The 16,051-nt window shown below is 46.4% G+C and carries 11 protein-coding genes; 9 read left to right on the top strand and 2 right to left on the bottom strand.

The window, feature by feature from the left end; all coding sequences use genetic code 11:
* Positions 1-58 precede the first annotated feature (58 nt).
* From LEPBO_RS0130175 to LEPBO_RS0130150, 6 genes are all read left to right on the top strand, one after another.
* A complete protein-coding gene (locus LEPBO_RS0130175; protein ID WP_017291336.1) occupies positions 59-679 on the top strand; it encodes a hypothetical protein in 621 nt (206 codons plus the stop codon).
* On the top strand, positions 679-2,340 hold the full coding sequence (locus LEPBO_RS0130170; protein WP_017291335.1) for an asparagine synthetase B family protein: 1,662 nt from the start codon (positions 679-681) through the stop codon (positions 2,338-2,340). Before LEPBO_RS0130175 ends, LEPBO_RS0130170 begins: the two co-directional genes overlap by 1 nt.
* A 281-nt stretch (positions 2,341-2,621) precedes the next feature.
* Positions 2,622-3,755 carry an SGNH/GDSL hydrolase family protein gene (locus LEPBO_RS0130165; RefSeq protein ID WP_081614778.1) on the top strand — a complete coding sequence of 378 codons (1,134 nt, stop codon included), beginning with the start codon at positions 2,622-2,624 and terminating at the stop codon, positions 3,753-3,755.
* A gap of 29 nt (positions 3,756-3,784) precedes the next feature.
* Positions 3,785-5,185, top strand: a complete 1,401-nt coding sequence (locus LEPBO_RS0130160) for an MBOAT family O-acyltransferase (RefSeq protein ID WP_017291333.1) — start codon at positions 3,785-3,787, stop codon at positions 5,183-5,185.
* A 75-nt stretch (positions 5,186-5,260) separates the two neighbouring features.
* Positions 5,261-6,091, top strand: a complete 831-nt coding sequence (locus tag LEPBO_RS0130155; RefSeq protein ID WP_017291332.1) for a DUF6920 family protein — start codon at positions 5,261-5,263, stop codon at positions 6,089-6,091.
* Between the two features lie 101 nt (positions 6,092-6,192).
* Complete coding sequence (locus LEPBO_RS0130150; RefSeq protein ID WP_017291331.1) at positions 6,193-6,531, top strand: DUF4342 domain-containing protein; 339 nt, start codon at positions 6,193-6,195, stop codon at positions 6,529-6,531.
* Positions 6,532-6,533: 2 nt separating this feature from the next.
* Here the strand turns inward: LEPBO_RS0130150 and LEPBO_RS0130145 are convergent, their stop codons facing one another.
* Positions 6,534-7,595 (bottom strand): ATP-dependent 6-phosphofructokinase, encoded by a 1,062-nt coding sequence (locus LEPBO_RS0130145; RefSeq protein WP_017291330.1) that lies wholly within the window; start codon positions 7,593-7,595, stop codon positions 6,534-6,536.
* Between the two features lie 204 nt (positions 7,596-7,799).
* Here LEPBO_RS0130145 and glyS point away from each other — a divergent pair, with 204 nt between their 5' ends.
* A complete protein-coding gene (gene glyS, locus LEPBO_RS0130140; RefSeq protein ID WP_017291329.1) occupies positions 7,800-9,938 on the top strand; it encodes a glycine--tRNA ligase subunit beta in 2,139 nt (712 codons plus the stop codon).
* Between the two features lie 70 nt (positions 9,939-10,008).
* Positions 10,009-11,301 carry an FAD-dependent oxidoreductase gene (locus LEPBO_RS0130135; protein ID WP_017291328.1) on the top strand — a complete coding sequence of 431 codons (1,293 nt, stop codon included), beginning with the start codon at positions 10,009-10,011 and terminating at the stop codon, positions 11,299-11,301.
* Between the two features lie 121 nt (positions 11,302-11,422).
* Here the strand turns inward: LEPBO_RS0130135 and LEPBO_RS0130130 are convergent, their stop codons facing one another.
* The gene (locus LEPBO_RS0130130) at positions 11,423-13,687 is read right to left on the bottom strand and encodes an amylo-alpha-1,6-glucosidase (protein WP_017291327.1); all 2,265 of its coding nucleotides are present in this window, start codon (positions 13,685-13,687) and stop codon (positions 11,423-11,425) included.
* A 411-nt stretch (positions 13,688-14,098) separates the two neighbouring features.
* On the opposite strand from LEPBO_RS0130130, the gene pyk reads away from it, so the two are divergent.
* Positions 14,099-15,880 carry a pyruvate kinase gene (gene pyk, locus LEPBO_RS0130125; protein WP_017291326.1) on the top strand — a complete coding sequence of 594 codons (1,782 nt, stop codon included), beginning with the start codon at positions 14,099-14,101 and terminating at the stop codon, positions 15,878-15,880.
* The last annotated feature ends 171 nt before the right edge of the window (positions 15,881-16,051 follow it).

Here is a 16,051-nt window from a genome sequence, read left to right as displayed (position 1 = left end):
TAAGCAGATCACAGGATCGCTTATGCTATGACAGATTCATTGCGAGACTGTTTTGAATATGGATACCCGCCTTACGCAAGCTCAACTTTCTCAAGTCATAGCTGAAATCGATCGCTTATCTCAACTTCGCGACAACGAACTCGATCGTGAGCAAGTCAAACAGATTTTACAAGAGTTAAATTTGCCCGACGATTTACTCGATGACGCGATCGTGCAATTGCGCCGACGAGAAGCTCTAGCTCAGCAAAACCAGCGCCATAAAATTGTCATTTCAACCGTTGCAATTATGATTGTTGGCCTGATTGCAACCGTTGCTGTCGTTCAGCAGAAACAGCACAATAAGATTGCTCGCATTGCTGCGATTCAAGACATTGTGACGTTAAAAGATTCAACTAATTCAGTCACCCAGTTCGATCGCACAAAAGACGCACAAGTGTTTTACCGAGTCACATTGAAAAATCCTCCGATCAACGATCGCTTAGCTGTCAGTTGTGATTGGTTAGATTCAACAGGTGAGAGAATTCATCAGAGTCGTTTCCAGACTCAAGAAATTACACGATCGCCCTGGACAACGTTTTGCTTTGCTCCTTTATCGCCGCAGTCCAAGCCTGGAAATTGGACGGTGAAAATGTCGATCGCAGAACGTCCCATTAGTGAAGAAACGTTTGTGGTGAAGTAATGTTGGGATATTGGGGCTATGGTGATCAGCCCAAACTGATACAGAGACTCTCTGAACTCAGTGATGCAAAGATAGCAACTCAATTCTGCACTGATCAGTGGGGATTTGCAACGACTCAAACTCGGCTCAGTGCTTGCGGAAGAAGCACTATCAATGATGTGTGGGTCAATGCAACTGAAGCGTCTTTAGAACTAGGTCGAGACGCATTTGGTCGAGTTCCACTTTACTGGATCAAAATTGAATCGGTTATCTGGTTCTCAACCCAGTTGAAGCCTCTGCTCAAACTCACTCAACCGACAGTAAGCCATGCTGCACTGTATGCTTATACTTGCTTTTCTTATGTTCCAACACCGCTAAGCCCGATCGCAGAAATCGCTTCTATCTCTGCTGGCACGACGCTGACTTGGACAAAAGATTTTACTTGCACCATTTCTGAGACTGAAGACTGGCGCGAATCCAGCACAATGATTCACGATGAAACTGAAGCCGTAAGACAGCTTCAAGCACTGTTGAAAACAGCGATCGCACATCAAATTGAAGATTTACCCGATGAGCCTGTTGGTGTATTTCTATCTGGTGGGATTGATTCCTCGATCGTGGCTGCTTTACTAGTTCAATCTGGGGTTAAAGTTCGAGCTTATGCTCTTGATTTTGGCGTAGAAGATTCAGAGCTACCTTACGCGCAGCAAGTTGCAGACTATCTCAACATTCCATTGACTCTAGTTCCAGCCCAAGCGAAACAGATTATTCAAGCTATTCCTGAAACGGCTAGAGCTTTAGATGCACCGTATGGAGATGGTGTAACGGCTCCACTATTGTTGCTCAATCAAGCTGCATCTCAAGATGTTCGCGTTGTATTCAACGGGGAACACGGCGATCAGTTATTTGCAGGCTGGACGAATAAGCCTTTAATTGCGAATCAAGTATACGACTCAGAAAATTTCACGTTATCAAAACAGTATCTCAATACATTTGGCAGATTGCACGGTTGTGAATCTCAAATCTTTTCTAATTCTGTTTACCAAAGTATTCGCGAACTTGATCTCCAACCTTATCTCGGTGATGCTTTGAATCCTGAAAAATGTGGTTCTCTTCTGGCTCAATTAAGGCGTGCATCGCTGATGTTAAAAGGCGCACAGAATATTCAACCACGTGCGACTGCCTTGGCACTTTCACAAGGATTGCAAGTACGATCGCTATTTTGTGATCCCGACCTAACTCGCTGGACATTCAAAATTTCTGGCGAACTGATGTTACAAGGAGCTTGCGAAAAGTACATTCTCAAACGTGCGGTTGAATCTTGGTTGCCCTCAGAGGTCGTTTGGCGAGAGAAACGAGGCATGCGAGTGCCGTTGCGTCCTTGGTACTATGGCGAGTTTTGGCGTGAGATTGGTAAATGGTTGAATCCGGGCGTGCTGCGGGCTGAAGGGCGATGGCAGCCCCAGATTGCAGAACAGATGATGTCAGGACAGATGGGAGCGAATTTACGCGATCGCTATTTAGGCAATAATTTATGGCTTCTGATCATGTGGCAAGCTTGGCGAATTGAAGTCTTGGGAGAATCAGTTGGGGCATCTTCTTGGGATCATCCATTTTGGCTGCCACCGCAAGTCTGGCAGAGAGTCAGAAAAGTTCGGCAAGTTTTTGAGAGGTCGTTCTAGCGTTGCGGAGACTTAGCAGTAGCTCCGCTAGAAATCGCTCATTCTTTTGTGAACATCACTTCAAAACTGGCGACTCGTCTTTAAAGAGACGATAAAGTTAGTTAGATACAGTAATTACACTGAAATTAGTAATGTAAGCTCTCTGTATTCTTAAGTGAAATTAGGGATATAACAAGCGCTGTTAGATGCCGATCTCGCTCCTAAGTCGCAATTAACACGATTCCTGGCTGTGTCTCATCCGGGCGCAGTGGTTGTTTTAAAACTTGGTTTAATCATGCATCATGAGAAATTTTACGTCAGGACGGTCGAGCGCCCCACGACCGCTTCTAGAGACAACTAACCCCATACAAGAAGATCGTTACTCCTCTCAGAGAGCGATTCTTTACGTCCTGTTAAAATCCACGATCGCGATCGTGTTATCACTTTTTGCTTGGGAAATCATTGTCCGAAATACAATCGAGCAGTCCCCAGGAACCACAAAACATCCAATTCTAGGAAGAATTTATAACCCTGGTGACAGAATCGAATCGGGTGAAGGCTTCAGCCGCACCAGAATGAACAGCTTAGGAATGCGCAACGACGAGATTCTGCCCAAAGCTCAAGGCGAATTTAGAGTTTTGTCGATCGGGGATTCGTTTACGAGTGCAGAACAAGTCGAAGATGCCAAAACCTACAGTGCGCGAATTGGATCGACTTTCAAGCAGCAGAATTCGCCTGTCACGGTTATCAATGGAGGTAGAACCGGGGCGACACCTGCCTACTATTTGCACTTAGCAGATTTCTACAAGACTCAATTGCAGCCTGACGCTGTGATAGTTCAAATTAACGATTCTGATTTTACTGAAGAAGGCTTAGATCCCACAAAAGAGTTCTACATTCGTGCTCAAGGCAACACATTTCAAGCTATTCACAATCAGGATTTTGCTAGTGATGATCGCTTATCTCAACTCTTTCAGCAAAAGTTTCCGCAGCTGAGCTTTATGTTGCAAATTTCGACACTACGAGTCGGCGGAAAGAACCTTCAAGCGATGCTGAAAAAACAGGCGAAACCGACTGAAGCAGCACCGACAAAATCGCAGGGCAATTACGATCGCTTGATTGAATGGACAGTTGTGAATTTGAAAGCGAAGTACCCGAACTTGGTGATTCTGCATATTCCCTATGTCACTTTCAACAATCCAAATGAGCCACCTAATCCGGCTGAAGCAGCTTTGATCGAAATCGCAGAAAAGCACAAGGTTCCGATCGTGGCAATGCGGCGCGATTTTGTGAACTATCATCAAACGTTCCATCAACCGACCAGCGGGTTTAACAATTCTATCCCTGGCACAGGTCATATCAATGAAATTGGGCATGAACTGATTGCACAACGGCTCGTTCCCCTGCTCGAAGCAATGCGCAAAAAGACAAATTAGTCACTCATGATGTCTGAGGCTGCTGAACCATGATTTTCTCAAGCTTAGAATTTTTTGTCTTTTTTAGCGTTCTGATTGGAATTTTATTGCTTGCGAGATCGCAGGGATTCAAAAAAATCATTTTACTCGGTGCTAGCTACTTCTTCTACGGCTATTGGGACGAACGCTTTGTTTTTCTGCTTGCTGCACTGACGATCGTGAATTACGCGATTGGTTTCCAGATTGAATCGACCCAGAATCCAGAGAAGAAGCGATGGCTGATTGCAGGGATTACTTTCAATCTGATCGTGCTAGGGTTCTTCAAATATTTCAACTTTTTCATCGATTCGCTCAATCTGGGTCTGAATGTTCTGAACCTGAATTTGTCCAACCTCCGGATCATTTTGCCGATCGGCATTTCGTTCATCACTTTTGAAGTCATTAGCTACCTAGCAGATATCTATCGTGGAACGAGCAGACCCGCAAAAACGTTTTGGGATTTTGCGCTTTTGGTTGCGTTTTTTCCACATTTGATTTCGGGACCAATCCTGAGATCGAGTCAGTTCCTTGGCGAAATTGAGAAAGGCATTCACTTAAACCGGGAGAATTTCAGTCAGGGTGCTCAACTTTTCTTACTGGGCTTAGTCAGAAAAGTGATTGTTGCCGATCGCTTAGCTCTGTTTGTGAATGAAGTGTTTAAGCAGCCTGCTGATTACAGTGCAATGACGCTTTGGCTTGCGGTGATGGGATACGCGATTCAGCTTTATTGTGATTTTTGCGGCTACAGTGATATGGCGATCGGGACTGCAAAAATTCTCGGCTTTGATATTCCCAAAAACTTTGCGACACCTTATCTCTCACGCAGTATTACCGAGTTTTGGCGACGCTGGCATATTTCGCTCTCGAATTGGCTACGCGATTACCTCTATATTCCTCTGGGCGGCGATCGACGTGGGAAAGTTCAGCAATATGGCAATCTGATGATTGTGATGCTGTTAGGTGGATTATGGCATGGAGCAAGCTGGAACTTTGTGGTTTGGGGTGGGCTACATGGTGGAGCGCTTGTGGTGCATAAACTGTATGCAGACAGAATCCCAAAAAGCAGCGTTACACAAGCATGGGACTATCAGCTTTGTGCAAATTTTGTCACTCTACTCTTTGTGTGTCTAACTTGGATCTTTTTTCGATCGTCAGATTTCTCGACCTCTTTGTTCATTTTGCAGAAGCTATGGGGTGTGATTGATCCAACGGGCATCAATTGGTTTGCAACTGCACTGGCGATCGCAGTTCCAATGTTCATTCTGACGGACTATGCAGGTCACCAGCTAGCTCAAGGAATGCGCTTGAGATTAAGTTCACTTCCGGGTCTATGTGCCTTCTTTTTTGTCATGTTTGGTGTAGTTTTTCTCGCTCCAGCTCAGCCTGCGCCATTTATCTATTTTCAGTTCTAGGATGATCTGAGTTCTCTACATCCGAAGCACGACTATAGTAGAGAATGAGTACACCAAAAATTTCAAGGTGAGGCTATGCTGGCAAAGATTTTATTCCTTGTCGGATCGTTAGTTGCGATCGCATTGATTGCGCTACTCATCATACAAGCAAAAAATAATGCAGAGATTGCACAAATTTGGCAAACCTTAGAACCTAAAATACCCGCAGTCGAACCATTTAGCCAAGACCTAATTGCAGATCAACCGGAACCTGTACAGCGATATTTTTTACATGCGATCGCGCCTGGAACGCCCCTAGCAAACGCTGTCTACCTAACAATGAAAGGTACAATTCGACTTGCACCCAATCAAGACTGGATGCCTCTCCAAGCAGAAGAACAGCTTTCTACTACAGGATTTGTCTGGCAAGCGAACGCAAGACAAGGAATTATCCAGATGCAAGGAGCAGACTACTACACGGCTAGTACTGGACGAATGCGGTTTTCGCTCTGGGGGGTGATTCCTGTTGTCAATGCTCAAAGTCCTGATCTGATGCGCTCGGCAATTGGGCGCTCTGTAGGAGAGTTGTTCTGGTTGCCGTCTGCTTTACTGCCTCAGCGAGGTGTGAGTTGGCAAGTCATTAATGACAACACAATTCAAGCGAGCCTGACGCTCGACAATGAGCCGATTACTCTGACTTTTGTGATTGATAGCCAGGGCAGATTACTCAAGAGTTCTTTTCTTCGTTGGGGGGATCAAACCGAAGATAAACAGTATGCCAAGATTCCTTTTGGTGGGGAATACCAAGCAGAACAGACCTTTGGCGGTTACACAATTCCCTCGCAGATGGGTGCAGGCTGGTGGATTGGCAGCGATCGCTACTTTGAATTCTTTCGCGTCACCCTTGAGCAAGCAGTATTTCAATGAGGTTACAGAGCTTTGAATCGTTGAAAAACTGTCCTCCCTCACAACTTCCTCAACTTTTATCTCTACGCTTTAGATATCAATCATGATGGAGATCTATATCTATGAATACTCCTCTCGACGAACCTAAAGAAGTCATCGAAACAGTGCCAACCGAAGTTGTTTCTCCAGAAACTGAACCTCACTTTGAAGAGAAAGGAACGATCGAGGAATTTACAATTAGCGGCGATGCTTTAGTCGCGAAAGTCAGAGAACTGATTCATCAAGGCAATATTCGCCGGATTATTCTCAAAAACGAAGAGCGAACACTCATCGAAATTCCACTCACGGTTGGGGTTGTCGGTGGTGTTGTCAGTGCAGCTTTGTTTCCGGTGATTGCGGCTGTCGGTGTGATTGGGGCAATGGTGGCACATCTCACGATCGTGATTGAGAAAAAAGAATAGCTTTACTTGCCTGTATAGATGCCTAAAGCCCTTGCAGTCTGTACCAGATCACTTGCCGGATCAACAGAACACGGACTCTTTGCTAAAACTGCATCAAGCGGAACGGTTTCAGCATGACCATTCTGCCAGGCAACCATTTTTTGCGACTCTCCATTCGCAATTAAATCGACGGCAGTTTTGCCCAAGCTAGCTGCGATCAGGCGATCGAGTGCTGAAGGAATGCCACCTCGCTGAATGTGCCCTAGCACCGAGACTCGGCAATCGACAGGGTAAGGGCTACATGTTGCGATTTCATTCGCAACATATTGTCCCATCCCACATTTTATGGCTTCGCAAGATTGATTTGCGCTTTCTAAACTCCGATGTGCGCCTTCCGCAACGACCACGATCGCAAATCTTCGTCCCCAGCGATCGCGCAATTCGGCAAGATGTTGGCAGACTTGTGCGATCGAGTAAGAAATTTCAGGAATCAAAATCACATCCGCTCCGCCTGCAATTCCAGAATGCAAAGCGAGATGCCCCGCTTCTCGTCCCATCACTTCGACGATCATGACGCGATCGTGACTCGCAGCAGTAAAGGTTAATCGAGTCAGTGCTTCTGTAATCGTATTGACTGCGGTATCGAATCCAATGGCTCGTTCAGTGCAAGCAACATCATTATCGATCGTTTTTGGAATGCCAATAAACTGCCAATTTCCCTGAGTTGCGAGTTGATTGAGAATCGCTAAACTCCCATCTCCACCAATTCCAATCAACGCATCAAGCTCTAAGGCAGCATATCCATCTAAAACTTCCTGGATTCTACTCAGGGTATCTCCTTTGTTAATGCTGCCAAGAATCGTTCCGCCCATTGTCAGCAATGGATCAATTCCCTTTAAATCTAAGCCGTGTAAGCTCAGTGGCATCATTGCTCGATCGAGCAAGCCTCGGGTTGCATAAGGAATCCCCACAACATGCCAACCGTAAGTGAGCACGGCATGGCTGACGACCGCCCGGATGACTGCATTCAACCCTGGGCAATCTCCTCCACTGGTTAAAATTCCGAGTCGTTCCAATGTCTTCATATCTGACAGTAATTCACGATGCTCGAAGACTAAATCAAGAATCTGAGGATCTCGTGAAGATTAACTTCTCCCCTAACAAAATCGCTGTGTTCTTATCATGATGTGCTTCGGATGCGGGTTACAGACTGAAAATTGCGTGAAGATTGCAGTGGCACGGTAAACTGATGAGATTGATTAATTCGCTCATTTCGATCGTCCCCAGTCATGCCGTCATTTTTACTAGAAGTTGGAACTGAAGAACTACCCGCAAGTTTTGTCGATGAAGCGTTGTCACAATGGCGATCGCGGATTCCGAAACAATTAGCGGAGTTAAATTTGACGACTGACGCGATTCAGTTTTATGGAACGCCGCGACGATTAGCGATCGTCATTCAAGGGTTGCCTGCTCAACAGCCGGATCAAGAAGAAGAAGTCAAAGGACCGCCTGCACAAGCAGCTTTCAAGGATGGACAGCCCACCAAGGCAGCCGAAGGATTTGCCCAAAAACAAGGAGTCTCGATCGCGGATTTTGAAATTCGTCCAACCGAGAAAGGCGAATTCATTTTTGTCAAAAAAACAATCAAAGGCAGAGCGATCGCGCAAATCCTAACGGAATTAATTCCGCAATGGATCACACAATTGGAAGGAAAACGCTTTATGCGTTGGGGAGATGGCGATTTGCGCTTTTCTCGACCGATTCGCTGGTTGGTCACGTTGCTTGATGGCGATGTTTTACCGATCGAGATTACGAGTAATTCGATTGCATACAAGAGCGATCGCATTTCTTGGGGTCATCGCGTTTTACATCCTGATCCGGTTTCAATTCCGAATCCAGAATCTTATGTTTCAACCTTGAAATCTGCATTCGTTGAAGTTGATCCCGAACAGCGTCAGATTGTAATTAAACAGCAAGTCGAAGCAGCAGCAAAACAGTTGAATGGAGTTGCCATTATCGATGCTGATTTGCTGCTCGAGGTGACGAACTTAGTCGAGTATCCTTCAGCGGTTGTGGGCAAGTTTGATGCAGAATTTTTAGAACTTCCGGCGGAAGTAATCACAACCGAAATGGAAAGCCATCAGCGGTATTTCCCGGTGCAGAAAGCAGGCAGTTCTGAACTATTGCCGAACTTTATTACGGCATCCAATGGCGATCCTCAAAAAGCAGCAATCATTGCATCCGGAAATGAGCGAGTGATTCGGGCGCGGTTGTCCGATGGGAAGTTCTTCTTTGATGCCGATCGTAAAATTCCTCTGGAAGCCTATTTACCCAAGCTCGAAACAGTGACATTCCAAGCGGATTTGGGATCAGTCCGTGCAAAAGTCGATCGCATTGTGGCGATCGCAGGTCAGATTTGCACTCAGTTACAAGTTGGGGATCGCACTGAAATTGAACAAGCAGCACTCTTATGCAAAGCTGATCTCGTGACTCAAATGGTAGGCGAATTCCCAGAGCTTCAAGGGGTGATGGGACAGAAATACGCGATCGCAGGAGGTCAGTCCGAAACGGTTGCGAATGCGATTTATGAACATTATTTGCCCAGAGGTGCAGGCGATGATTTGCCGCAATCTTTAGCAGGTCAGATTGTCGGAATTAGCGATCGCTTAGATACCTTAGTCAGCATTTTTGGATTGGGATTAATCCCGTCTGGATCGTCTGATCCATTTGCTCTGAGACGAGCAGCAACCGCGATCGTCAACATTACTTGGGCAGCAAACTTAAAGCTGGATCTCAATTTACTTTTAGAACAGTTAGTTAAGGGTTTTAGTGAAAACTACGCGCAAGTCCAGAAATTAGCGACGGCTGATTTGCTCAAGCAGTTGAAAGACTTTTTCTTACAGCGCGTTGAAACATTGCTGAAAGACGAAAAAATTGACTATGACTTAGTAAATGCTGTGTTGGGTGAGAATGACCCAGACTACGCAGCGCGGGCATTGCAGAACTTATTAGATGTCCGCGATCGCGCGAATTTCTTACAGACGATTCGCAATGATCAGCGTCTAGCAACCATTTACGAAACCGTGAATCGTGCGTCTCGACTCGCCGTTCAAGGCACATTAGATCGACAACAGCTTGATCCCGTTCCCGTCATTCGTTCTGAACTGTTTGAAAAGAATTCTGAGAAAGCTTTCTTTACTGCCCTGCAACAGTTGAATCAAACCCTGCAAGGCAAGACGGATTACACGAAGCTCGTAGAGGCTTTAAGTCAGATTGCTCCAACCGTGAGTGCCTTTTTTGATGGAGAAGATAGCGTGTTGGTGATGGATTCTAATCCAGACATCAAGCAAAATCGTTTGAATTTGTTGGGGATTTTGCGAAATCATGCGCGATCGCTGGCGGATTTTGGCGCGATCGTCAAATCCTAGCGATCCGGTTAACCTTGCAATTCAACCCTCGAATCGTTATCGTCGGGATTGAGTTGCTCCCATCAAATCTATGCCTATCCAACAGAATCAACATGCGATCGTCATTGGTGGCAGTATTGCTGGATTGCTTGCGGCGCGTGTGCTATCCGAATATTTTCATCAAGTGACGATCGTCGATCGCGATCAGCTCCCCCTGACGGCTGAACCGCGACGAGGCGTACCGCAATCTGTTCAACCGCATGTTCTATTTACCAAAGGCTACCGAATCTTAGAAGCACTCTTTCCTGGCATTGACGATGCACTTGCAACGGCTGGAGCCATTCCGTTTGATTGGGGAAAAGACTTCTTGTACTTTCAAGCGGGTCGCTGGTCACCAACAACCGAAACACCCGTTGGGCTAGAATCTTACACTTGTACCCGCCCATTGCTCGAAAGCATAATTCGACAACAAGTGAGTAAAATTGCCAATATTGATTTTTTACCAGGGCAACGAGTGATTGGATTGTTGCTCAATCAGACTGTAATTCAAGGTGTCAAACTTCCAAACGGCGAGCTTACTGCCCAACTTGTTGTGGATGCTAGTGGTCGAAGTACCCACGTTCCTCAATGGTTAGAAACTCTTGGAATCACTCCACCTCCTATAACTGTGATTGATCCAGGATTAGGCTATACAACTCGTCGATATCGCATTCCCTCTCAGTTTCAGCCGGATGGTAGGGTTTTGCTGATTAGCCAAGTCCCCCCTGATCAAACTCGTTTGGGATATTTAGCTCAAGTGGAAAATGATCAATGGATTGCTACCTTGGGAGGATATGCACATGATTATCCGCCGATCGAGGAACAAGGCTTTTTACAATTTGCTCAAAGTTTAGATCATCCTGCTTTCTATGAAGCGATCGCGCAAGCAGAACCCGTGTCTGATATTCAAGCCCATCGTGCCACAATGAATCGACTGTATCACTACGAAAAAATTGCGATGCCAGAAGGGTTAATTGCGATCGGAGATGCGGTCTGCGCGCTTTGTCCCATCTATGGACAAGGCATGACCGTAAGTGCATTAGCCTCGCTGGTTTTACAACAATGGTTAGCAAAATCGCAGAAACCAAATTTTCAAAAGCAACTGGCTCGCAGTAATGCTTTTGCTTGGTCACTAGCAACCGGATCTGATTCTAAATTTCCAACTACGAAAGGAGCGATCGCACCGAAATCGGGAGCAAAATTATTCCAGGTTTATCTCGATCGATTGATGGCTACTGCACAAAAAGATGTTGAGGTACATTTGGCTTTTTTACAAATGGCACATATGCTGAAGCCTCCGAGTATTGTGTTTCATCCCAAATTAGTGCTGAAAACATTGTTCTAATTTGATGGAAATTCGACAAAATGATGCCGAAGGCATCTACTATCGCTGAGATCTAAATTCCGCAAATTTGGGAATTGAGGGGCGCGAATCTCTTGAGATAGCACCCCTCATCGAATTGACGTTAAGCCTCAATTACCACGCGCAAATTCCCTCGTTTCTTCGACACCCGACAAGACGTAGAAGACCCCGATCGCTCAAATTCGAGATCCAACAATGTTGGACCCACCCTTAAGTTCTGCAACGACAGCGAATTAATCGACTCTGGCAAAGCCGGATCAATCACTCGCAAACAGTTCCCAGGCGCGTCTGGAACCAAGTTCACAATCATATGCACCAATTGAAAAATGCTTCCTGTCGCCCACGCTTGCGGTGTACAAGCCACTGGATATTGAACTGGCTCATTATCATCTGTGCGATCGTAGCCGCAGAACAATTCCGGCGGACGTTGATACGGCTGATAGCGCGTCATATCGAGCAAGCCTTTACACAGTTCTAACGCTTGGTCAATTAACCCAAGCGAACGTAGCCCGATCGCAATTAAAGCATTGTCATGAGGCCACACTGAGCCAACGTGATAGCCCATCGGATTATAAGCAGGCGACAAACTACTCAATGTCCGAATGCCCCAACCATTGAACATATCCGGCGCACGTAACCGTTCCGCCACACTGTAAGCTTTCTCCGGCGTGAAAATGCCTAAGCTCAAACAGTGCCCTGGATTTGAGGTAATACTATCGACTGGATTGCCATCGCCATCTAATGCCAAAGCACAGAAATCTTGATCTTCCATCCAGAAATCGCGATTGAATCGAACTTTCAGATCTCTTGCTTCCTCATCCCAGCGATCGGCAAGATCAATCCGCTTCTTCATCCGGGCAATGTGGCTCAGCCGAACTTTCGCAGAATACACATAGCCTTGAACCTCGCAAAGCGTAATCGCACCTTGAGCGAGTCTACCTTTACGATCGACAATACAATTCCCCGAATCTTTCCAGCCTTGATTGTCCAGCCCTCGCTTTGACGTGCGGTGATAAGCAAGATAGCCCGTTTCTCGCATATTGCGATCGATCCAATCCATCGCAGCTAGTGCAGAATTCCATAAGCGATCGAGCGTCTCATAGTCTGCTGTCCAGGAGAAATACTCTGCGTACAACATTAACCATAACGGTGTGGCATCCACCGTTCCATAGTAAGGAGTATGCGGAATCTCCTGACAGCGCGCCATTTCACCAAATCGAATCTCATGCAGAATTTTTCCGGGTTGCTCCTCGCGCCATTCATCATCCGCTTTGCCTTGATAGTGCGCCAAAATTGCTAGCGTTTCTTTCGCAATTTGGGGATCAAGGAGTAACGTCTGAGAAGCAGCAATGATTGAATCACGTCCAAACAAAGTCGAAAACCACGGAACGCCAGCCGATAACGCTTTATTTCTGCCAAATGTTTGTCTGAGCAAGTACACATCTTGCTCGGCTCGTTCGATCACGCGGTTGAAGGTGTTTTTGTCCGATCGAATCTGCGTCACCTGCTGCCGCCAATGTTGCTCCTCGGAAAGTTCTGCCGCTTTGGCTTGGGAAAGCGTCATCGGCGTGCTGACTCTCGAAACCGGACGACCGTTACTCAAAGGCTGCAAGCGGTAGCCAAATTTCTGAGTCTCATGCGGCTGCAATTTGAGTTGCCATAGGGCGGTATAGCCTTTGAGAAAGTGCGGCTGATGATGCACGAAGTCGATTCGGGATTCTAAAACCGAGCCATCTAACCCTTGATATGCCAGAGTCAGTTCAACCTGAGCCGTTTCTGGCGCTTCAAACGAATCCGGATCTGACTCAACTTCTTCAACAGGTTTGGTCATCTCGACGGGTAAATGTCGAAGCAGAGTGCCGCGTTGAGATCGATCAAAGCCCCGTACCTCAAACAAATCAATAAAGTCTGCATCAAAGCTAAGACTTAATTCAAACTCAATCGGTTCGGTACTATAGTTCGCGATCTCGATCTCCTCAAAGAGTCCTCCATTTAGCACCAATTCGCGTTTGATCCCGATCGTTTCAGCAGGAATGCGATCGTCAATGCGAGGATTCGTACACAGCACAGATAGTACAAATCCTTTTTCTGCCGTGCTGCTCAGCAAAATGGGAGGGCGACCATCGATCTGAAACTCTAACCGATTCAGAAAGCGCGTATCATGACAAAACAATCCTAAACCGCTACTGCGTCCCTCATCTGAGGAGCCGCCAATGTTGCCAAACGTATCCGTGAGTAGAAACAGATCATCATCTTTGAGCGTCAAAATGGGTTGGGGGCGCTCATTCAACACAGAAGCCCACTCTGGAATGGGCAACTCTTCAGCCGGAACAAACTTTTTACCGTCGATTTCAATGATTTCTGACATTGGTCAAGAAAAATGGGCAAGGGGACAGAATAAAACTTTTCGAAGTTCGTTTAAGGATTAAGACGAGTTATAAATCGTAACCATTTTAACGATGAAGTGATCCGTAGATTTGAGGTTTCGATCTTTTGCTTCTCTTTTTCTTTGATTGCAATTGTTTTAGTTTATTCATGAGTTGTCAGGCTGAACGCGACCAACAATATGTTTTGTAAGCAATTGTCTGTGCCTTGTGTAACATTTTGCTTAAAGTCTTCGTCAATCTCTGTCTGGATGCCATTTTGAGATCGACCTAAACGTGGTAGTATCCCAAGTGCCCTAGATCAGCATTTTGAACGTCCTGGGTCTTACTGCTTTTCGACGAACGGAGAAAGCAGGTTTGGTTTATTTGATCGTCTATAGAGTTGTTCACCGTACATGCCGCTGCCATCTTCCCACCGTCGAACTAAAATTGTCGCTACGATCGGTCCTGCAACCAGTAGTCCCGAAGTCTTGCGCGACCTCATTGAAGCGGGTGCAACAACACTCCGCCTCAACTTTTCCCACGGAACGCACGATGACCATCTCCGAAGCATTCGCTTAATTCGGCAGATTTCCTTTGAATTGAATCAGCCCGTCGGGATTTTACAGGACTTACAAGGACCAAAGATTCGACTTGGGCGCTTCGAGAATGGTCCAATTACGCTGAAAAAAGGCGATCCCTTCATCCTCACCAGTCGCACCGTTCCCGGAACTCAAGAGATTAGCTCAGTCACTTATGATCAGCTCTCCGAAGAAGTTCCTGAAGGCGCAACGATTCTGCTTGATGATGGCAGAGTCGAAATGAAGGTAGAAAAAGTCGATCAAGCTGATCGATCGCTGCATTGTCGAGTCGTTGTCGGTGGTCCGCTTTCTAACAACAAAGGGGTGAATTTCCCTGGCGTTTACCTCTCGATCAAAGCTTTAACCGATAAAGACCGCAAAGATTTGGTCTTTGGCTTGGATCAAGGTGTGGATTGGGTGGCATTGAGCTTTGTGCGCAATCCTCAAGATGTTTTGGAGATCAAAGAACTGATCGCCAGTGCAGGTAAGTCTGTTCCAGTAATTGTGAAGATCGAAAAGCACGAAGCGATCGAGCAAATGGAAGCGATTCTCTCGATCTCAGATGGAGTCATGGTCGCGCGGGGCGATTTGGGCGTTGAACTTCCGGCTGAAGATGTGCCGATTTTGCAAAAGCGGTTGATCAAAACGGCGAATCGTTTAGGGATTCCGGTGATTACTGCGACTCAAATGCTTGACAGTATGGTGAGCAGTCCTCGCCCGACTCGTGCAGAAATTTCGGACGTGGCGAATGCGATTTTAGACGGCACAGATGCAGTGATGTTGTCGAATGAAACCGCTGTTGGGAAATACCCGATCGAAGCAGTTTCGCAAATGGCAACGATCGCAATTCGGATCGAGCAAGAGCATTCTCAAAAACTGTTGGAAAATACAGGTCGATCGATTCCGAATGCGATCAGTCAAGCGGTCGGTAATATTGCGATGCAGCTAGATGCAGCCGCAATTATGTCCCTGACGAAGACCGGAGCGACAGCGCGGAACGTGTCAAAATTCCGTCCGAGAACTCCGATTTTGGCAATTACGCCGCACGTAGATGTAGCACGGCAGATGCAACTTGTTTGGGGCGTAAAACCTTTACTCGTTCTAGATTTGCCTTCTACAGGTCAGACCTTCCAAGCGGCATTGAACGTGGCACAAGAAAAAGGCATGGTGTCTGAAGGAGATCTAGTCGTTCTCACGGCTGGAACACTTCAGGGGGTCGCGGGTTCGACTGATTTAATCAAAGTTGAAGTCGTCACAGCAGTCCGTGGCAAAGGTGTAGGAATCGGACAGGGATCAGTCAGTGGTCGCGCCCGGTTAGCTTCCACCATTCGGGAAATCCACCAATTTCATTCGGGTGAGATTTTAGTTGCACCGAGTACAACGGCAGAGCATATTGATGCGATTCGCAAAGCGGCAGGGATTGTCACAGAAGATAGTAGCCTCACGAGCCATGCAGCGGTGATTGGCTTGCGGTTAGGCATTCCTGTGTTAGTGGGTGTGAAAAATGCAACCGGGGTCATCCGCGATGGTGAAATTGTGACGTTGGATATGCAACGAGGATTGGTTTATTCCGGTTCGAGTGGTGCAACGCAGACAGATGCGGCTCTGTCAGTCTAGAGTTTAGTCTCGACTTGCGTTGAAATGAGAAGCATAAGGCACAGAGAGATAGGAAATTCTCGTGTCTTATGCTTCGATTGCTATGTAGCAATGATAGCAACTGGTACGGATTGACATTGATTCCCAAACGTCAGAATCTAGTAAGGCAAAGGTTCGCATACTTAGGAATAA

It is taken from the genome of Leptolyngbya boryana PCC 6306 (genome assembly GCF_000353285.1).
In the GTDB taxonomy this organism is placed as follows: Bacteria; Cyanobacteriota; Cyanobacteriia; order Leptolyngbyales; family Leptolyngbyaceae; genus Leptolyngbya; species Leptolyngbya boryana.
This window is presented reverse-complemented; position numbering and strand designations above follow the sequence as displayed.